Annotated in this window: 9 protein-coding genes; 8 read left to right on the top strand and 1 reads right to left on the bottom strand. The window is 60.8% G+C overall.

Annotated features, from left to right (window positions below):
* Nucleotides 1-262: 262 nt before the first annotated feature.
* Nucleotides 263-499, bottom strand: a complete 237-nt coding sequence (locus tag GV044_RS19775) for a hypothetical protein (protein WP_159874128.1) — start codon at nt 497-499, stop codon at nt 263-265.
* Nucleotides 500-3,362: 2,863 nt separating this feature from the next.
* Here GV044_RS19775 and GV044_RS19770 point away from each other — a divergent pair.
* The 8 genes from GV044_RS19770 to GV044_RS19735 form a co-directional block, all read left to right on the top strand.
* Entirely contained in the window at nt 3,363-6,158 is a 2,796-nt protein-coding gene (locus GV044_RS19770) for a TonB-dependent receptor (RefSeq protein WP_159874126.1), read from the top strand.
* Nucleotides 6,159-6,185: 27 nt separating this feature from the next.
* Nucleotides 6,186-7,613: a sulfatase gene (locus tag GV044_RS19765; protein WP_159874124.1), complete on the top strand. Its 1,428-nt coding sequence runs from the start codon at nt 6,186-6,188 to the stop codon at nt 7,611-7,613.
* 92 nt (nt 7,614-7,705) lie between these two features.
* Nucleotides 7,706-9,136, top strand: coding sequence for a sulfatase (locus tag GV044_RS19760; RefSeq protein ID WP_236555132.1), 1,431 nt, complete (start codon nt 7,706-7,708; stop codon nt 9,134-9,136).
* A gap of 497 nt (nt 9,137-9,633) precedes the next feature.
* Complete coding sequence (locus GV044_RS19755) at nt 9,634-12,000, top strand: EAL domain-containing protein (protein ID WP_159874122.1); 2,367 nt, start codon at nt 9,634-9,636, stop codon at nt 11,998-12,000.
* A 722-nt stretch (nt 12,001-12,722) separates the two neighbouring features.
* On the top strand, nt 12,723-13,178 hold the full coding sequence (locus GV044_RS19750) for a MucR family transcriptional regulator (protein ID WP_159874120.1): 456 nt from the start codon (nt 12,723-12,725) through the stop codon (nt 13,176-13,178).
* A gap of 303 nt (nt 13,179-13,481) precedes the next feature.
* Nucleotides 13,482-14,927: a sigma-54 dependent transcriptional regulator gene (locus GV044_RS19745; protein ID WP_159874118.1), complete on the top strand. Its 1,446-nt coding sequence runs from the start codon at nt 13,482-13,484 to the stop codon at nt 14,925-14,927.
* Between the two features lie 412 nt (nt 14,928-15,339).
* Nucleotides 15,340-15,738, top strand: coding sequence for a nuclear transport factor 2 family protein (locus GV044_RS19740; protein ID WP_159874116.1), 399 nt, complete (start codon nt 15,340-15,342; stop codon nt 15,736-15,738).
* A 222-nt stretch (nt 15,739-15,960) separates the two neighbouring features.
* A partial coding sequence (locus tag GV044_RS19735; RefSeq protein WP_201299174.1) for a hypothetical protein occupies nt 15,961-16,220 on the top strand: 260 nt, incomplete at its 3' end.

Below are 16,220 nucleotides of genomic sequence, written 5' to 3'. Positions count from 1 at the left end.
TTATGAGGCTCTAAACGCGCGGATGTCCATCTTGGCCATGGGCTCGCCCATGAGACCGTATACGTTGACGCAGACTGATCAGAACGTCCAATCACCCTACTTGCAAACGGGGCGGGCCATACGTTCACCTGAACGATCGACCGCTTCAGGCTAGCCATTTCTGTCGTCCCAGCGCGCAAACGGGGTGGATAGCGGACGATGTTCACCTCAATGAACATGGTAAGACCCACGGTCCGCTCCACGTGGCTCCTAAGGCATTTGATCACCGGATCAGGGCCTGAATAGCCGGCAAAGCGAGCTGCGGATCTGCCAGACCGTTAAGTTCGAAATAGGCCACATCATCATCCTTGCGGCGGATGATAGTGAGCGAACTACAGGACGCCTTTTGATTGACCAAGGCTACGTCTACAATCTCTTCGCCTGATATTTCTCGGTAGGGTTCTTTTTTGCCGAAAGCGTGCCAGGTAATTCGTTGGTCCGTGATCCGAATGGTTGCCACTGTGTCACGCAGCCACCCTTTTATCGACTTCCATGAGACCACAAAGATCGGTATCGCTGTCCCACAAAGTAGTAAAGTAGGCCATCCCCCGATAGCCACCTTAGTATACAGGCCCCTAGGGCTTTGAATGATACTTAGTAGCCACCAAGCGCCCAGAACAATTGGTAACGTGACTAGTGCTATTATTACGACGCGTGGCGCCGTCATGGTTCGCCATCCAAGCCGACCCGTCCATATGACGACCTCATCCGAACCGATTGACTTCACCCGTAGTGGAGGAGCTCTAGGCGCTCTGAGCAAAGCTATAGCTATGGAGCCGAATTTGACGAGAGCTATGACGGTCATGAGCGCCAGGGTCGGGTAAACAACCATCAACGCATCAAATCGTGAGACTTGAACGTAGCCTAGCGACCGCCTCCCTACATACCACTTCTCTGTATTGTAAGCCGCCAACCAAAAGAGTGCGATAAGCCCACACGTAGGCAGGGCGCTGGACAAGAATATAATCCAGTCCCCGCCCCTCGAAGGCTCCCAAGCGTCGTCTTCATCGTTCATTGGTTTCTGACCGCTTCTCGTGAGAACCGTTGGCCATAAGACGAAAAGGTAAGCAACAGGCAATGAGCCAAGGGCTCGCTCCCACCCCAACGGGTAAGCGTTCGGCCAGGACCGTTCAGGGCACGCGCTTTGAGCAAATGGCCGCTTTCAGGTTGAGCTAATGGCCGGCTCTATGGCGATATCGGGTGGAAAGCGGACGTCCTGTCGCAGCTGATCGAGCCTTGGGCGCTTGACGGTGATGTCGGTCAGCAGGATGCCGAGGCAGGCAAGCGTTGCCGGAGCCAATCGGCAATCTGTGCTGCTTCGAGGGCATCCACATGGGTGCTAGATGGATCGTCTCGGCACCGTAGTCGAAACGAACGGCGCCCCATTGCTGCTTCGTGAAAGGCACATACTGGGCTCCGTCGAAATCCTCTCCGGTCCGTTGGGACGTATCTATTCGCAGGTTGTCGATCATGCGGGTGCTATACCGCCACGTGCGCGCAAACGGGCCAGCACGCCTCGTGATTTCCAACTCTCCTTGATGTACCCGAACGATGTCGACCCCGGCGAGTTGGCCTATAAGCCAAATTGCTGTGGCGGCCAACACAAGCACCCAGAGGATAAGCCAAACTGCTGTCGTCGCATCCTGAGGGTGAATTATTGCCGCCTTACTCCCACCCCAAACCCAAAGGAGCAGCCAGGCACCCAGAAACGCTGATCCGAACCACGACTTCTTTGCCGGCAGCCGGAGATGCTCAACGCCTTCTTTCCACTCGACTCGGAGTTTCGGCTGACCTGCTTCCACGACGCTCAAACCCAATCGATTTCACGTGGGTTCCCTTATGGGTGTCAGCGGTTAATGCCGAATGAGCGGAATGCCGGCGATGTCCACTATTGGGCGGGAACGGCCGGGCCGCTCTGGAGCGGATGAAGGGATGGCCCCTCCCCTGCTCGGTCCCGCCGAGCCCCACAACCAGACGCTCAGCGACGCTCGGCGGCTTCCCACAACCTGCCGCTTGTTCAGCTCGGAATCAGGGCTTGCCTGAAACGCCGATCGTTTCGGCTGGACGCTGTTGAGCGGCGTATTGCACGGCCTTTGTTTGTCGATGCCGCTTACAGCCGCCTGCTTGGAAGGATTTAATCGATGCCAGTCGGACAGCGGGGCTCTGGCTGGCAGCAATGCGGATCGTATTATCATCTATGACGACCCAAGCAGCATTGAAACTCTGCCGGCCGTGACTGGGCTCCTGCCATCGCGCGGACTCCAGGTCGCCCTTGATTCTACATGACAGAAGGCAACTTCGATGCTTCGATGCCACAACTGCCATACTTGAATCGCGATTGAAGCAGACGGGAAATGCTCAGGAGCCAGCTCAGCTTATGAGGCCAATGGACTTGGGCTCAGGCGATCCTCCGACACCTGCCCGTCCGAAACTCTACACGTGAGCGGCCTATCTGCTTTTCTGATGCGTGCTCTAAGCTAGCAAGGAACGGGGACGTCATAATCCCAGCTTGAGTTCCACCACCGCTCGGTCACTGGGCACGCCGGAGATCGTAGCGGTCTGGATACGAACGGCAGCAGAGACACCATCGCCCATCTGTAACTTCACAGCTGATACGCCCCGCAGCGGGGTATCTACAACGAAACTTAGTCTGTTTTTCATAGTATCAACAGAGCGGACTGCGATCTCTTCAAGCTTACCTGGTACGCAGGACGACCGTATGACTGTAGACTATAGTATATACTGCCAGCCTACAGCCGCGTCAAACTCCAAGGATATCTGAAGAGCCTTATCAGCTGGGGTGTGTCGGCTAACGACATCTAGGTTTTCCTCAGAGATGAAGTCGCATCAGAGCCCTCGATAGTGGCGGCAGTAAGGCGAGAGGCAGTGATCGCGTGCGGGCGCGAAGGGGCGGGCTGCTCTACAACAGCCAACCGAGCCTGGACGTTCAGCGGCGTTCGACGAATTTCCCGTACCACACGTCCGTTCGCGATCATGTGCGTGCCATCGCACCCTGGCTTTCACCCGAGTCACTTGGTGGTAAGCCAGTTGCGAGGGGTAGCGGCTTGCCCTCAAGTTCCTGTTCAAGAGCATGAGTGTCCTCGTCCCGGCACCGATCTAGCGTTCGCGCCATAGGCCAAGCGGCTTGCGCGGATGCAAGCGGATCTATGTTGTCGCATATAGTCTATGCTGCTACTTGGGTTTTCCAGGTCGAGGCGACAGCGCCAGATCTTGCATCATCTTCCATCAGCGGCACGCCTGCGCGTGGCGGCGGCGACGCCGTTGTTTGCGCGTGCGCTGCAAGATCAAGATCCAGGGGCAACATGAAAATTACCAGCAGGGCCGGCGGGCAGCGCATGCGTACGCGCGCTGTCTATCTTCTCACGTCGGCAGCAATGCTCTGCTCCAGTCAGGCGTCCATCGCGCAAGAAGCGGCTCCGCAAGCCGATGGCGGCGGCGATGCGATTGTCGTCACCGGCATCCGGCAGTCGCTGGAGAAGGCGGCTGACGTGAAGCGGGAGGCAACGCAGGTCGTCGATTCCATCGTCGCCACCGACATCGGCAAGCTGCCGGATCCCACGGTCGCAGCGGCACTCCAGCGCGTGCCCGGCATCCAGGTGCAGAACGACCGCAACAACGAGCTGTCGAGCGTTCGTGTCCGCGGGCTCACCGACATCCTGACGACGGTGAACGGCCGCGAGGTGATGACCACCACCGGCCGCGGGTTCGACCTTCAGGACGTGCCGGCCGAAGCGCTTGCCCGGATCGATGCCTTCAAGTCGCAGACGGCTGACCAGATCGAAGGCGGGGTCGCTGGTTCCATCGACTTAAGGCTGAACCGCCCGTTCGCGTTCAAGCAGCCGCTGCTCGTGCTCACCGCGCGGCAGAACTACGGCGTCAACGTCGGCAAGAGCAATCCGGCGCTGGGCGCCCTGGCCTCGTATCGCACCGACACGCCAGTGGGCGAGATAGGTCTGCTGGTGAACGGCACCTGGTCGCGCTCCGACACGATCCGCGGCCAGAGCAACCTCACCGAGCGCCGCTGGTCGGGCTCGGCGCCGCTCAACACCCCCGGCTATCTGATCCCGCAGGTGATCCAGAACATGCCCGATGTCGGGCAGGTCGATCGCAAGCAAGTCAACGCCGCGCTGCAGTGGCAGGCGACGCCCTCGCTCCAGGCCTATGTCGAGGGGCTCTACACCTACTTTCGCAGCACCGCCGGTTTCGCCGGGTTCAACGCCCAGCCTTTCACCGACCGCTCGCGCATCTCCAACATCACTGCCGATGACGACTGCTTCGACGCTCGCGTGAACGCGGCAGGCACCAACCCGACGCTGGTAAACAACGCGAATGGCACGCAGACACTGCAGCCCTTCACGGTGCAGCGGGTGTGCAACGTCAAGAGCTTCCAGCTCGACAATGTCGTGATCAATCAGAACTCGTCTTCCAATCGGGTGACCCAGAAGAACAAGCTGATCGCCGGCGGCCTGAACTTCGCCCAGGAGCGCGCCAAGGCGACGCTGGACGTCGCCTACCAGACCTCGCGCGCGTTCACCGAAAACTTCAACGCCGAGGTCGGCCAGCGTGTCGCATCGGTCTTCGTCGAGACCGACGTGAACAACGGCCCGACGATGACGATCGCCCCTTCCCTCCCGCTCGATCCGACCAACCTGTCGCTACGCAATTCGATCAACCAGAACTTCAGCCTGGCGCGCGGCGAACTGTTCCAGGCCAAGGCCGATGGCGAGTACGAGTTCGACGGCATTCTCTCGAAGCTGCGCGGGGGCCTGCGCTATGCGAGGCGCGAGGCACGGTTCCAGAACGTGCAGCAGACCAACACCGTGCAGTCGATCGGCTTCGGCAACATCGGTACGGCGACCGAAGCGACAGCTCGGCTGGTCTCCAGTCTGCCGCTCTCGTCGGACTTTCTCGGCGTGATCGGCGAAGCGCCACGGCTGAACGGGGGCATGCCGTTCCTGGGCGTAAACCCCGCCTACCTGCGTTCGGAGCGCGGCCGCAACGAGCTGCGGGCGCTGTTCAAGCTGCCGCTGCGCCAGCCCGACTATGACCCGACCAAGGAGTTCAACGCCAAGGAAGCGACTTACGCAGGCTACCTGGAGGGAGGCTACGAGATCCCGATCGGCGATCTGACTCTGGACGGCGTGATCGGAGGCCGCCTGATCAGGACCGACCGCACCATCTCCGGCTTCGAGCGAGTGGGCACCGCCTACAATCTGGTGAGCGCCGCGACCTCCGACACCGACTTTCTCCCTTCGGCAACCGCACGGCTGCAGCTCCCGGGAGGGTTTCAGACCCGCTTCACGTACTCGCGCTCGATCCGCCGGCCCGACTTCTCGTCGTTAAGCCCTACTGAGTCGCTCACGCTGGTGGGCAACGTGTTCCTCCTCAACACAGGCAGCCGCGGCAATCCGGACTTGAAGCCGCAGAAGTCGGACAGCTTCGATGCCACCGCCGAGTACTACTTCAGGAGCGGCTACGTATCGGTCACCGGATATTACCGCTCGATCAAGGATCGCGTCGTAACCTCCAGCACGCAGGAAACGATCGGCGGCCTCAATTACCTGATCTCGAGCCCGCGCAACGTCGGCTCGGTCGACCTCAAGGGCGCGGAGGTGAGCGGCCAGTACTTCTTCGACTTCCTGCCGGGCGCACTTTCCGGGTTCGGCGTCCAAGGCGCATTCACCCTGGCACAGTCGAAGATCAAGGGCGACGATCCCCTTGCCGGCAATCCGCTGATCGGCGTATCCAAGTACAATTACACCGCCGGCCTGCTCTACGACAAGCTGGGGCTGAGCGCCCGGCTCATCTGGACCTTCCGCTCCAAGTACATCGACAGCGACAGCACCGGTGGCGTCCAGCTGCGTCCGTTCGATCCGGCGGTGACCAACGTGGTGCCGACGCTGCTGACGTATACGCGCGCGGCAGGTCGCCTCGACTTCAGCGTCGGCTACGACGTCACCGAAGCTTTCCGCATCGATGTCGGCGGATCGAACATCCTGCGCAATCACACCTCGCTTTATCGCGGGAGCGAGGACCTCAACGTCTCGCTGCTCGAGGATGAAACGACCTACACCATCGGCGCGCGCGTCAAGTTCTGAACGGCAAAAGACAGAAGGAGCCCGCGAATGGCGGCCCACAAGACCAAGTCGATCTTCGCGCGCGGACTGAGGCGCGCTCTGCTGAGCTCCACCCTCGCGCTGGCGGTGTCACCGGCGCTCGCGCAGAGCGAGCCCGCGCCCGCCAAGCCGAACATCGTCGTCTTCCTCGCCGACGACCTCGGCTACATTGATACCACGCCGACCGGTGACCGCGACGCGCGCAGCCCCAACCTCGCCCGGCTGGCGAGCCAAGGCCTTTCGTTCGATCGCGCCTTCGTCGCCTCGCCGGCCTGCGCGCCCAGCCGCGCGGCGCTTCTGACCGGGCTGATGCCCGCGCGCAACGGCGCCGAGGCCAACCACGAGCGCCCCGATGCCGCGGTGCGCAAGCTGCCCTCTTACCTGCAGGCGCAGGGCTATGAGGTGGTCGCCTTCGGCAAGGTCTCGCACTACGAGCAGACGGGACAGTACGGCTTTGACCACTACGAGCACGACACCTTCCACGACGACGCCGGCATCCCCGACGCGATCAAGTGGCTCAAGACGCGCAAGGACAAGCGCCCGCTGGCGATCTTCTTCGGCAGCAACTGGCCGCATGTGCCTTGGCCGGTCTCAGGCGACGGCTTTGCGCCCGGCGCGCTGACGCTGCCTGGCAAGACCATCGACACGCCCGAGACCCGCAAGGCGCGCGCCAGCTACTACGCTGCGATCGGGCGCATGGATGCCGAACTTGGCGACGTGATGGCCGCGACGGACGAGGTATTGGGCAAGGACAGCCTGTTCCTGTTCTCCTCGGACCACGGCGCGCAATGGCCATTCGGCAAGTGGAACCTCTATGACACCGGCACCCGTACCCCGGTGATCGTACGCTGGAATGGACACACCACGCCCGGTGCGCATACCGATGCGATGATCAGCTGGATCGATATCCTGCCGACGCTCACGGAAGTCGCCGGTGGTCCGCCACCCACAAGCATCGACGGGCAGTCCTCCCTGAAGGCGCTGACGCCCGGCGCCACCTTCGCCGGACGCTCGGAGGTCTTCACAACGCACAACAACGACGGCGACTTCAACGTCTATCCCAATCGCGCGATCCGCACCACGCGTTGGAAGTACATTGAGAACCTGCATCCCGAGTACGTCTTCACCTCGCATATCGACCAGAAGGCACCGCTCGGCGGTGACGCCTACTTCGCCACCTGGCGCGACGCGGCGGCCAAGGATCCCGCCGCCAAGCAGATCGTCGATGCCTATTACCACCGGCCCGCGGACGAACTGTACGACATCGTCGCCGACCCCGGCGAGACACACAACCTCGCCGCCGATCCGGCCCACGCCAGGACGCTGAAGAGCCTGCGCGCGCGGCTGGAAGCCTGGCGGCGCGTGCAGGGCGACAATCACCCGTTCAAAGGCAAGCCGCACCTGGATGAGAGCCCTCTGCCAGAGGGAGCCGACTGAGCGTGCGGCGTCTTCGCAAGCGCGCGGCGAGGCTGCTTGCGCTGACGGCGCTCGCCGTTCCTTGGTCCCTCGGAGCGAAGCCAGCGCCGCCCGTGAGGGCGCAACCCAACGTGCTGCTGATCCTGGTCGACGACCTCAAGCCGGCAATCCATGCTTACGGCGATCCCGTCGCCGTTACGCCTCACATCGACCGGCTGATCGCGCGGGGCACCCGCTTCGATCTCGCTTACGCCAATGAGGCAGTCTGCGCGCCGAGCCGATTCAACCTGATGACCGGCTCGCGCTCGACCACCTCGGGCATCTACGACTTCGGGCAGAACCTGCGCGACTACCTGCCGAACGCCGTCACCCTGCCACAGTATTTTAAGGCGGCCGGGTACGAGACCGAGAGCATGGGCAAGGTCTTCCACATCGGTCACGGCACGATCGGCGATCCGCAAAGCTGGTCGGTGCCCCCGCACAAGGACCATGTGATCGAATACCTCACGCCCGAGGCTCTGCGGCTCGGTCACACCAGCGAAGAGGCGCTGTTCAACGAGTTCGAGCTGCCCGACGAAGACGTGTGGGACTATGCCCGCACCCTGCCGCGGGGCCTTGCCTATGAATCGCCCGACGTGCCCGACGAAGCCTATGCCGACGGACGGACCGCCAAGTTTGCGATCGATCGATTGGAGGCGCTCAAGGGCGGCGCGAAGCCGTTCTTCCTCGCGGCGGGCTTCGCGCGGCCACACCTGCCGTTCTCTGTACCCAAGAAGTACTGGGACCTCTACGATCCGACCAAGCTGCCGATGCCCACTTTCGAGCGCCTGCCCGAGGGCGCGCCCGCCTTCGCCGGCAAAGTCGGCGGCGAGATCACCGCTTACGCTCCGGTGCCAAAGGACGTGCCCGAGGCTCAGTACCCCGACGCGCTCAAGCGCAAGCTGATCCACGGCTACTACGCCGGTGTCAGCTATACCGACGCGCAGATCGGCAAGCTGCTCGATGAGCTCGACCGCACCGGGCTTTCGCGCAACACCGTGGTCGTGCTGTGGGGCGATCACGGCTACCACCTCGGCGATCACGCAATGTGGACCAAGCACACCAATTACGAGCAGGCAACGCACATCCCGCTGGTGTTCGCCGGCCCCGGCGTCGCCCCGGGCAAGGTCACGCACCAACTCGCCGAAACGGTCGACATCTATCCGACCCTCGCCACGCTGAGCGGACTCCCGGCGCCCAAGGGGCCCCAGCCGATCGATGGCATCAGCCTCGCGCCAGTGCTCCGGCATGCCTCACAGCGCCTGCGCAGCTACGCCTATCACGCCTACAACCGACCGCACCGTTGGGGGCAGGCAATCCGTACGAACCGCTACCGCCTCGTGCGCTGGACCCGCGACGTGGATGGGGAACGGACATACGAACTCTATGACCTACTCGGCGACCCTGGCGAGACACGGAACCTGGCTCACGACAGGCCGGGCGTGCTGCGCAGGCTGGACCGGATTCTGGATGGGCAGCCACCTCCTGCTCCGCTGAAACAATGAGCGTCCCACGCGCCTCGCGATTACGCGCACGCTTTGCAGGCGGCGTTCTGAGACCCGAGTTGTGCAAGTCAGATGGCATCTTCGTGTGGCTGTGACGCCGTGAGGCTCGTGGCAGCTCTCCAGGCGAGGCGACCCACAACCCGCCATTTAGACCGTCCTTCTCGCTCCCCAACTTCGCCCACTTGTTCATCTGGCTGCATAAGGTCGCCACTCCCGTCGTGGCGCCGGACAGCACCGCGAATTGGGTCGGCTCGATCGACTTGTCGTCGACCCAGCGTTAGTCAATGAATCTTAAGGCGAACCCTCTACGGCTTTGGAGCGAAAGAAATCGAGCTGCGTCTGGGTGCGGGATGGATTTGGGTAGAGACAATCTTGCGTTTTCCAGTGCTGTCGATGGGCCCTTTGAACCCGCGGCTCGGCTTGGCTCGGCAGAGTTCTCAGCCCAAGCTCTCGCTGGCGCCGGTGTCGGAACCTGGCACTATGACGCTGTCAGCGGATTGAGCAGCTGGGACGCTGAGACGAGCAAATTGTTCGGCCACGATACGGTAGATCAATGCGGGGGAGAATTCCCCATTCTGCAAGACGACAAGAAGCGGGTACAGCTTAGCATCCGTCAGTGCCTCAAGAAAAACGAAGCGTTCGACATCGAGTGTCGCATCGTCCGAGCAGACGGAGCGATACGTTGGGTACAGGCCAAGGCGACCGTTCTGGGGCCCTGCGGAGGTCCGCAGCGTGACCTCGCCGGGATTATCGCCGACATCACAGATCGAAAAAACGCAGAGACAAAGCTGCGTGAGGCCGAGGAGCGCTACCGCCTTATCAGCCAGACGACGATGGACTTTGTCTATGAGTGGGACTTCGACGAAGATCGACTTAGCTGGAATGGAGCTTTCGAGCGCTGCTTCGGTCATAGCCCGGATCAGGTCGAGACCATGGACTCGCTCCACGGCAAAATACACCCCGACGACGCTGAGTTCGTCCTCCGGGAGATGCGAGGCCTACTGGAAAGCGCTAATTCTCAGATAGCGCTGGAATACCGGATTATGCGATCAGACGGAACTTACGCGAACGTCTACGCCTCCTCGCACATCATCCGCGATCCCTTGGGCCAGCCAAGTCGTCTGATTGGGGCACTCCTGGACTTGAGCGAACGTAAACTCGCTGACGCTGCTTACAAGCAGAGCGAGGCACTGAACCACAGGATCGTCGAAGCCGTCACTGAGTGTGTCATGCTGATCGGCCTGGACGGCAAACTAGAATTCATCAACGGTCCGGGCGCGCGCGCGGTAGGCATTCAGGATCCCTCGCTTTTTTACGGGCAGGACTGGGTCTCCTTTTGGCCCGCGAGAGCGCGCAAGGCGGTATCCGCCGCCTTGTCGGCAGCTCTAAACGGCGGCAACGGCGCCTTCGCAGAAGCAACGCCAACTCTTCACGGCGTGCTCAAGTACTGGGATGTCGTGATCTCTCCCGTGCTCACCGACGGCAAGCCTGCAAAGCTTGTTGCAATCGCTCGCGATGTTACCGAGCGCAAGGAGGCTCAGGAGGCGCTGGTTCGTGCCGCCACGCGTGACGCTTTGACAGGCCTCATGAACCGGGCAACGTTTCAGGAGGTTTTGGCGAGCCGCGTCGCGATGGCTCGTGAAAGTGGCTGCCAACTTGGCCTGATGTTACTCGACCTTGATCATTTCAAGCACATCAATGATGCCGAGGGTCACGATGTGGGCGACCATCTCCTAGCTGTGATTGCGCAGCGTATGCGCGAAGTAGCGCCTGCGAACACCAAACTGGCACGGCTCGGCGGTGACGAGTTTGCGGTGCTGATGCCGGACATCGGCTCGGGGGATGAAGCCGTCGACATGGCAGGGAAACTGCTGGAGCGCATTCGAACTCCACTCGTACATGACCGCCGTAAACTGGACTGCAGCGCGACAATTGGCGTTGCCGTCTTCCCGGATCATGGCCGGACTCAAGAGGAACTGCTTAAAAGCGCCGACATCGCGCTCTATGTCGCCAAGAATCAGGGCCGTGGAAGAGCGGCACTCTTCGAATCGCACCACCGCGCCGAGATCCAGGCGCGACAATCCATGTTGAGCCTTGCGCGTGCCGCAATCCGCAACCAGCGGATCGTACCCTTCTATCAGCCCAAGATCCAACTCCCGGACCGGCAGCTACATGGCTTTGAAGCTCTCTTGCGGTGGCACGATGTCAGACGTGGCATCCAGTTCCCATCCACGATCGCCGCGGCCTTCGATGACTTAGATCTTGCTGCCACGATCAGCGACCATATGATCGACCGCGTCATCGAAGATATGCGCTGCTGGCTCGATGAAGGTCTTGCCTTTGGCCACGTGGCAGTCAACGCGGCCGCCGCTGAGTTTCGCCGCGACAACTTTGCCGAGAGCGTCCTTGATCGGCTCGCTAGCGCCGGCGTACCTAGTAGCCGCTTTCAGCTTGAGGTAACAGAGACAGTGTTCCTTGGCAGAGGCTCAGAGTACGTCGACCGCGCGCTAAAGCTTCTCAGCCGAGAGGGCGTTAGTATCGCCCTGGATGACTTTGGGACTGGTTTCGCCTCGCTACGCCACCTCAAGGATTTCCCAGTCGACGTGATCAAGCTTGATCAGAGCTTTGTGAGAGATATGAAAAAGGATCCCGACGACGCTGCGATCGTAGGAGCCGTTCTCAACCTGGGCCGCAGCCTCGAGATCGAGGTCGTCGCAGAGGGAATCGAAACCGCAGAGCAGGAGCAGCGACTTCGAGAGCTTGGCTGTCGATACGGCCAAGGCTTCCTGTATTCTGAAGCCGTGCCTGCAAGCGCAGCAGCGGACATCATACGCCGGATGATGAAACAAGGCCTACCGGCATAGGAAGCTTTCGGCGTACGCGAGGCTTACGAGAGTGTAGGGTATCCCACAAAGTGAGTCGTCCTGAGCCTCAAACGTGCAATCGCCCCTCGTGGGGCTGAGGATCTGAGCGGTAAAACTGCGGAGTCGGCCCTCGACTATTAAGGACCCGCCGAATGATGCTTAGGCCAACCGAAAGATCGCGCGGTTTCGGTCCGAGTTCTTAGCCTCGTACAGTGCTTAATCCGCGATTTTTCACCAGAACCGAGGACTTGTCATCTCGGTCCGGAGTGCAGGACGCTCTGCCCACACTCACCGTTACCTTATCGCTTGCGGAAGAGCGACTACGAGCGATACCCAGGCATCGACAGCTTTCACAACTCTCGTGGCAACGCCCGCATGGCGCAGTAGATCGAAGAGCGTGTCCGTGTATCCGCTGCGACTCACTTGAAGCCATTCAGGCCGCCTTTCAGCCTCCCGACTTCGGCCGCTCGTTCATCGAGACTGGAGGCAGATTGTTGGCGAGCGGAATGAGCCATCTTGGCAGCCCAATTGAGCGCTTTGTGCCGTTGCAAGCGGTCCAAAATAATGGTTGCCTGGCCATATTCGGCTAACACGACCCCGAGCTACAAACGGAACTGGCATCACAGGTCTCAGGCGTCCTTGTAGGGACGACCGCTCGCGCCTAAGTGCCGCTAGCCTTCTCGAGATAAGCCACTTTGCCCGACCACAACAATTTGATTGAAATGACGGCCGACATCATCAGTGCCATGGTGAGTAACAACACCGTGCCAGCCGAGCAGCTTCCTTCGCTTATCTCCTCGGTTTATGGGGCGCTTACAGGCCTCGGACACGAGCCGGAGGCCGCTGCAGCGGATGAGAAGCCAATGCCTGCCGTCACGGTACGCAAGAGCCTCGCTGACCGGAATGCCCCTGTCAGCATGATTGATGGAAAATCCTACAGCAGCCTCAAGAGGCACTTGGCCGGCCATGGCTACACTCCGGAGACTTATCGGGAGACCTTCGGACTGAAATCCGATTACCCGATGGTTGCGCCGGGCTACAGCGAGCGGCGGCGCGAATTAGCCAAACAGATCGGCCTTGGTCGCAAGGCGGCGTCAGCGCCGCTTCGGAAGCTGCCCCGGCCGAGGAGGTTCCGGCGAAGAAGGTGCCCAGGCCAAGACGGGCGAAGCTTGAACTAGAAGATGCCGTCGCAGATAGCTGATGCTGGCCTGGGCGCGAACGGCCGAGCCGCTTTGAAAATGCGACGACCCAGTACAGGACCCTCAGCGGCGCTCGGGCGCTTCTCACAAATTGCCATCGGTTCATGTTGAAGCGGCCGTCTCTCGAGCGAGCCGCCATATGGCCTACCGGCTGCTGCACTTGGCATAACAGCGCTCAGAATGAAGGTGGTGGCGATCTTAACAGTTTCGAAGATAAACGGCGCTTTCGCATCCGGTAAGTGAGCCGGGTGCAGCTCACTTTCGCTCAAGGGGCCGGTTCACATGGTGCCGTTGGATGTCGTGGAACGCCTGGTGGTGCTGATCGGGAGCGAGCAGAGTGAGGTGCGACGGGTCACCTCGTCGGTATCGAAGTTCGGTTGGCGAGTAGCCTGCGCGCCGGACCATGTGCAGGCGCTAGCTCTTCTGGACAGTTTGCAAGGCGCTGGCGCAGCAGCAGCGATCCTGGATGGCTGGTCCGCCGCGCCCGATGAAAGAGAAGCATTTTCGGAGTTGCGGCGTCATCATCCCGGCCTGCCCATCCTCTTGCTGACCTCCAGTGGCGATGCGTCCCACGCCATCGACGCTATGCGCATTGGGGCCACAGACTACCTCATCAAACCCTTTGCACCAGACCGCCTGTTAGGCGCACTGCGCAGGGTAACATCCGGACCTAAGGCGCTCGGCGAGTTGCAGCCTCTATCGGCAAAGTTTGACATTCCGGCTCACTTTGAGGGCATGGTCGGCACCGACACCCAATTCCGGGCTACGTTGGCACGGGCTGCAATGGCTGCAAGGGGATGTGGGCACGTGCTTGCCGAAGGTGAAAGCGGCACCGGCAAGACAATGCTGCTGCGTGCATTACATGCTGCGTCTCCGCGGTCTAACGCACCATTCAAGATACTGAACATGCGTAGCTACAGTGAGAACTCACTCCGGTCAGTTCTATTCGGCCATGAGAAGGGCGCGTTCCCGGGCGCTTTCAGCAAGCAAGTAGGCACTCTGCAATCGTGCCATGGCGGAACGTTGCTGCTGCAGGAGGTCAACCGCATGCCGCTAGCGGTGCAGCAGGAACTTGCGGCTTCCATCGAGCAGAACAAGGTGCGGCCGCTGGGAGCGGGGCACAGCTTTGTCATGGACGTGCGCCTTCTGACTACGAGCAACCAGCCGCTGAGCGAGCTGACCGAAACAGGTCGGTTCGATCCCGCTCTGCAAAAGGCCTTGAATGCCACTTGGCTTCATATGCCCCCGCTCCGCTCAAGAATTGGCGATATCCCCGCGCTTGCTCGCTCCTTCCTGGCGCGCGTCCAAGATCACGCAAGCTCTCGTAAACTGACGATCAACGAAGATGCTTATGACGTGCTGCGCTCATACGAGTGGCCGAGTAACATACGCCAGCTACAATCGATCCTGTTGAAGGCGATGGCTACGTGCGGTGGCGCCGCGCTAACGGCAAGTCACCTCACCGCTCTTGCTGAGGTCGCCGTCCCCGAACTGCCTCAAGAGCTTAGGCGTCGGGTGCCAGAGCAGACGGGTGTGCAGATCTTCGAGGAAGACGGACATGTGCGAAGGCTGGAGCAGATCGAAGCCGACGTAATCCGACTTGCGATCGGACACTATCAGGGCCGCTTAACCGAAATCGCCCGCAGACTCGGGATTGGCCGCTCGACACTCTATCGCAAGCTCGATGGCATCGGCATTCACACCTTTCCTGAGCAAGGTCGCGGCTGATCTATCACCCCCTGCAACGTTACATGCGATCGCCGAAACAGCGCGCCTCCCTGGCTTAATCAACAACGCTCGTTCTGGAAACAGGAACTTCCGGGCTGACGCGCCCAATTGCCCCGGCTTATGCGTCAGGCAGGTGTCGCGACGCTGGCTCTGAAGTTCGATACGCGGCTGCGCTAATTGCGAGCTGATGCTAACGCCGCCCACGACTCACACTACGACATCCAGTCATCCCGTGCGCTCCCCAACTCCTTCCGCTTGTTCATCGCGCTATCACGCAGCCTTCGGTGAACAGAAGGAACCATCTTTACAGCTCATTTGATAGGATTGCGGTCCGGCAGCTTTTCCGCCAACATCGCTCGTGAAATGGCGGTGCGCAACAAAGGGGCGCAGAATGCGACGAACGCTAACCAAGATGTTCGCTGCGGCGACGGCGTTGGGCGCAACCCCTATTGCGGTTGCACAAGCATCATCGCCACAGATAGAAGCTTCGGTCTCCATCGTGCAAGGGCAGGTGGATGCGTTCAACAAAGGCGACTTGGATGCGTTCGCGTCCTATTATGCCGAAGATGTGGAACTCTTCGATCTTGGACCTGAGCTTAAACCGAACCTCTCGGGTCGAGCGGCCCTAATTGCGCGCTACAAGCCAATGCTGACCAAGTACCACCCAAAGGCGACGATCCTCTCGCGCATGGAAGCAGACGGTTTCGTCATCGACAAAGAGCGGACTGAAGCTGGCGGCAGATCCAGCGAGGGTGTCGCCATCTATCAGGTCGAGTTCGGCAAGATCAGAAGGGTCTGGTTCACTCCCTGATCGCGAAGCGCACAGATGGTGATCTTCACAGTTCGTCTGCTTGCGAGACGCGAACGCTTGCAGCTTTGCGGCGGTGCGACCCATAACCCGCCATTCAGACTGCGGTGGCCGCTCCCCGACTTTAGCCGCTTATTCAGCTTCGGATGGGACGGGCTGTAACCGCAAGGCAGCAGTTTACGACGACGACTTTCAAGGCTCACGGTCGTGCGCTAGCGCTGCTTCATGACCGAGTTACCTGTAATCAACTGGGCACGAGGCGAGAAGTTCGGCCTTGATCTACCAGCGCATATCGAGTCGTTGCGGGACGGCGGACCCACATTCCTGACGCAGGCCTTTCGCGAGAGCGGCGTCCTCTGGCCGGATAACAGCGTCACTCAGATCTCTAGCCTCGACCAAATGAAGCTGGGTGGCACCGGGAGCAAGGCACTGCTCTCGGTGACCTACGAGCGCGACGTGCCCGGCCTATCGCAGAACCTGTTCGT

The organism is Novosphingobium sp. 9U (assembly GCF_902506425.1).
Classification (GTDB): Bacteria; Pseudomonadota; Alphaproteobacteria; order Sphingomonadales; family Sphingomonadaceae; genus Novosphingobium.
This window is presented reverse-complemented; position numbering and strand designations above follow the sequence as displayed.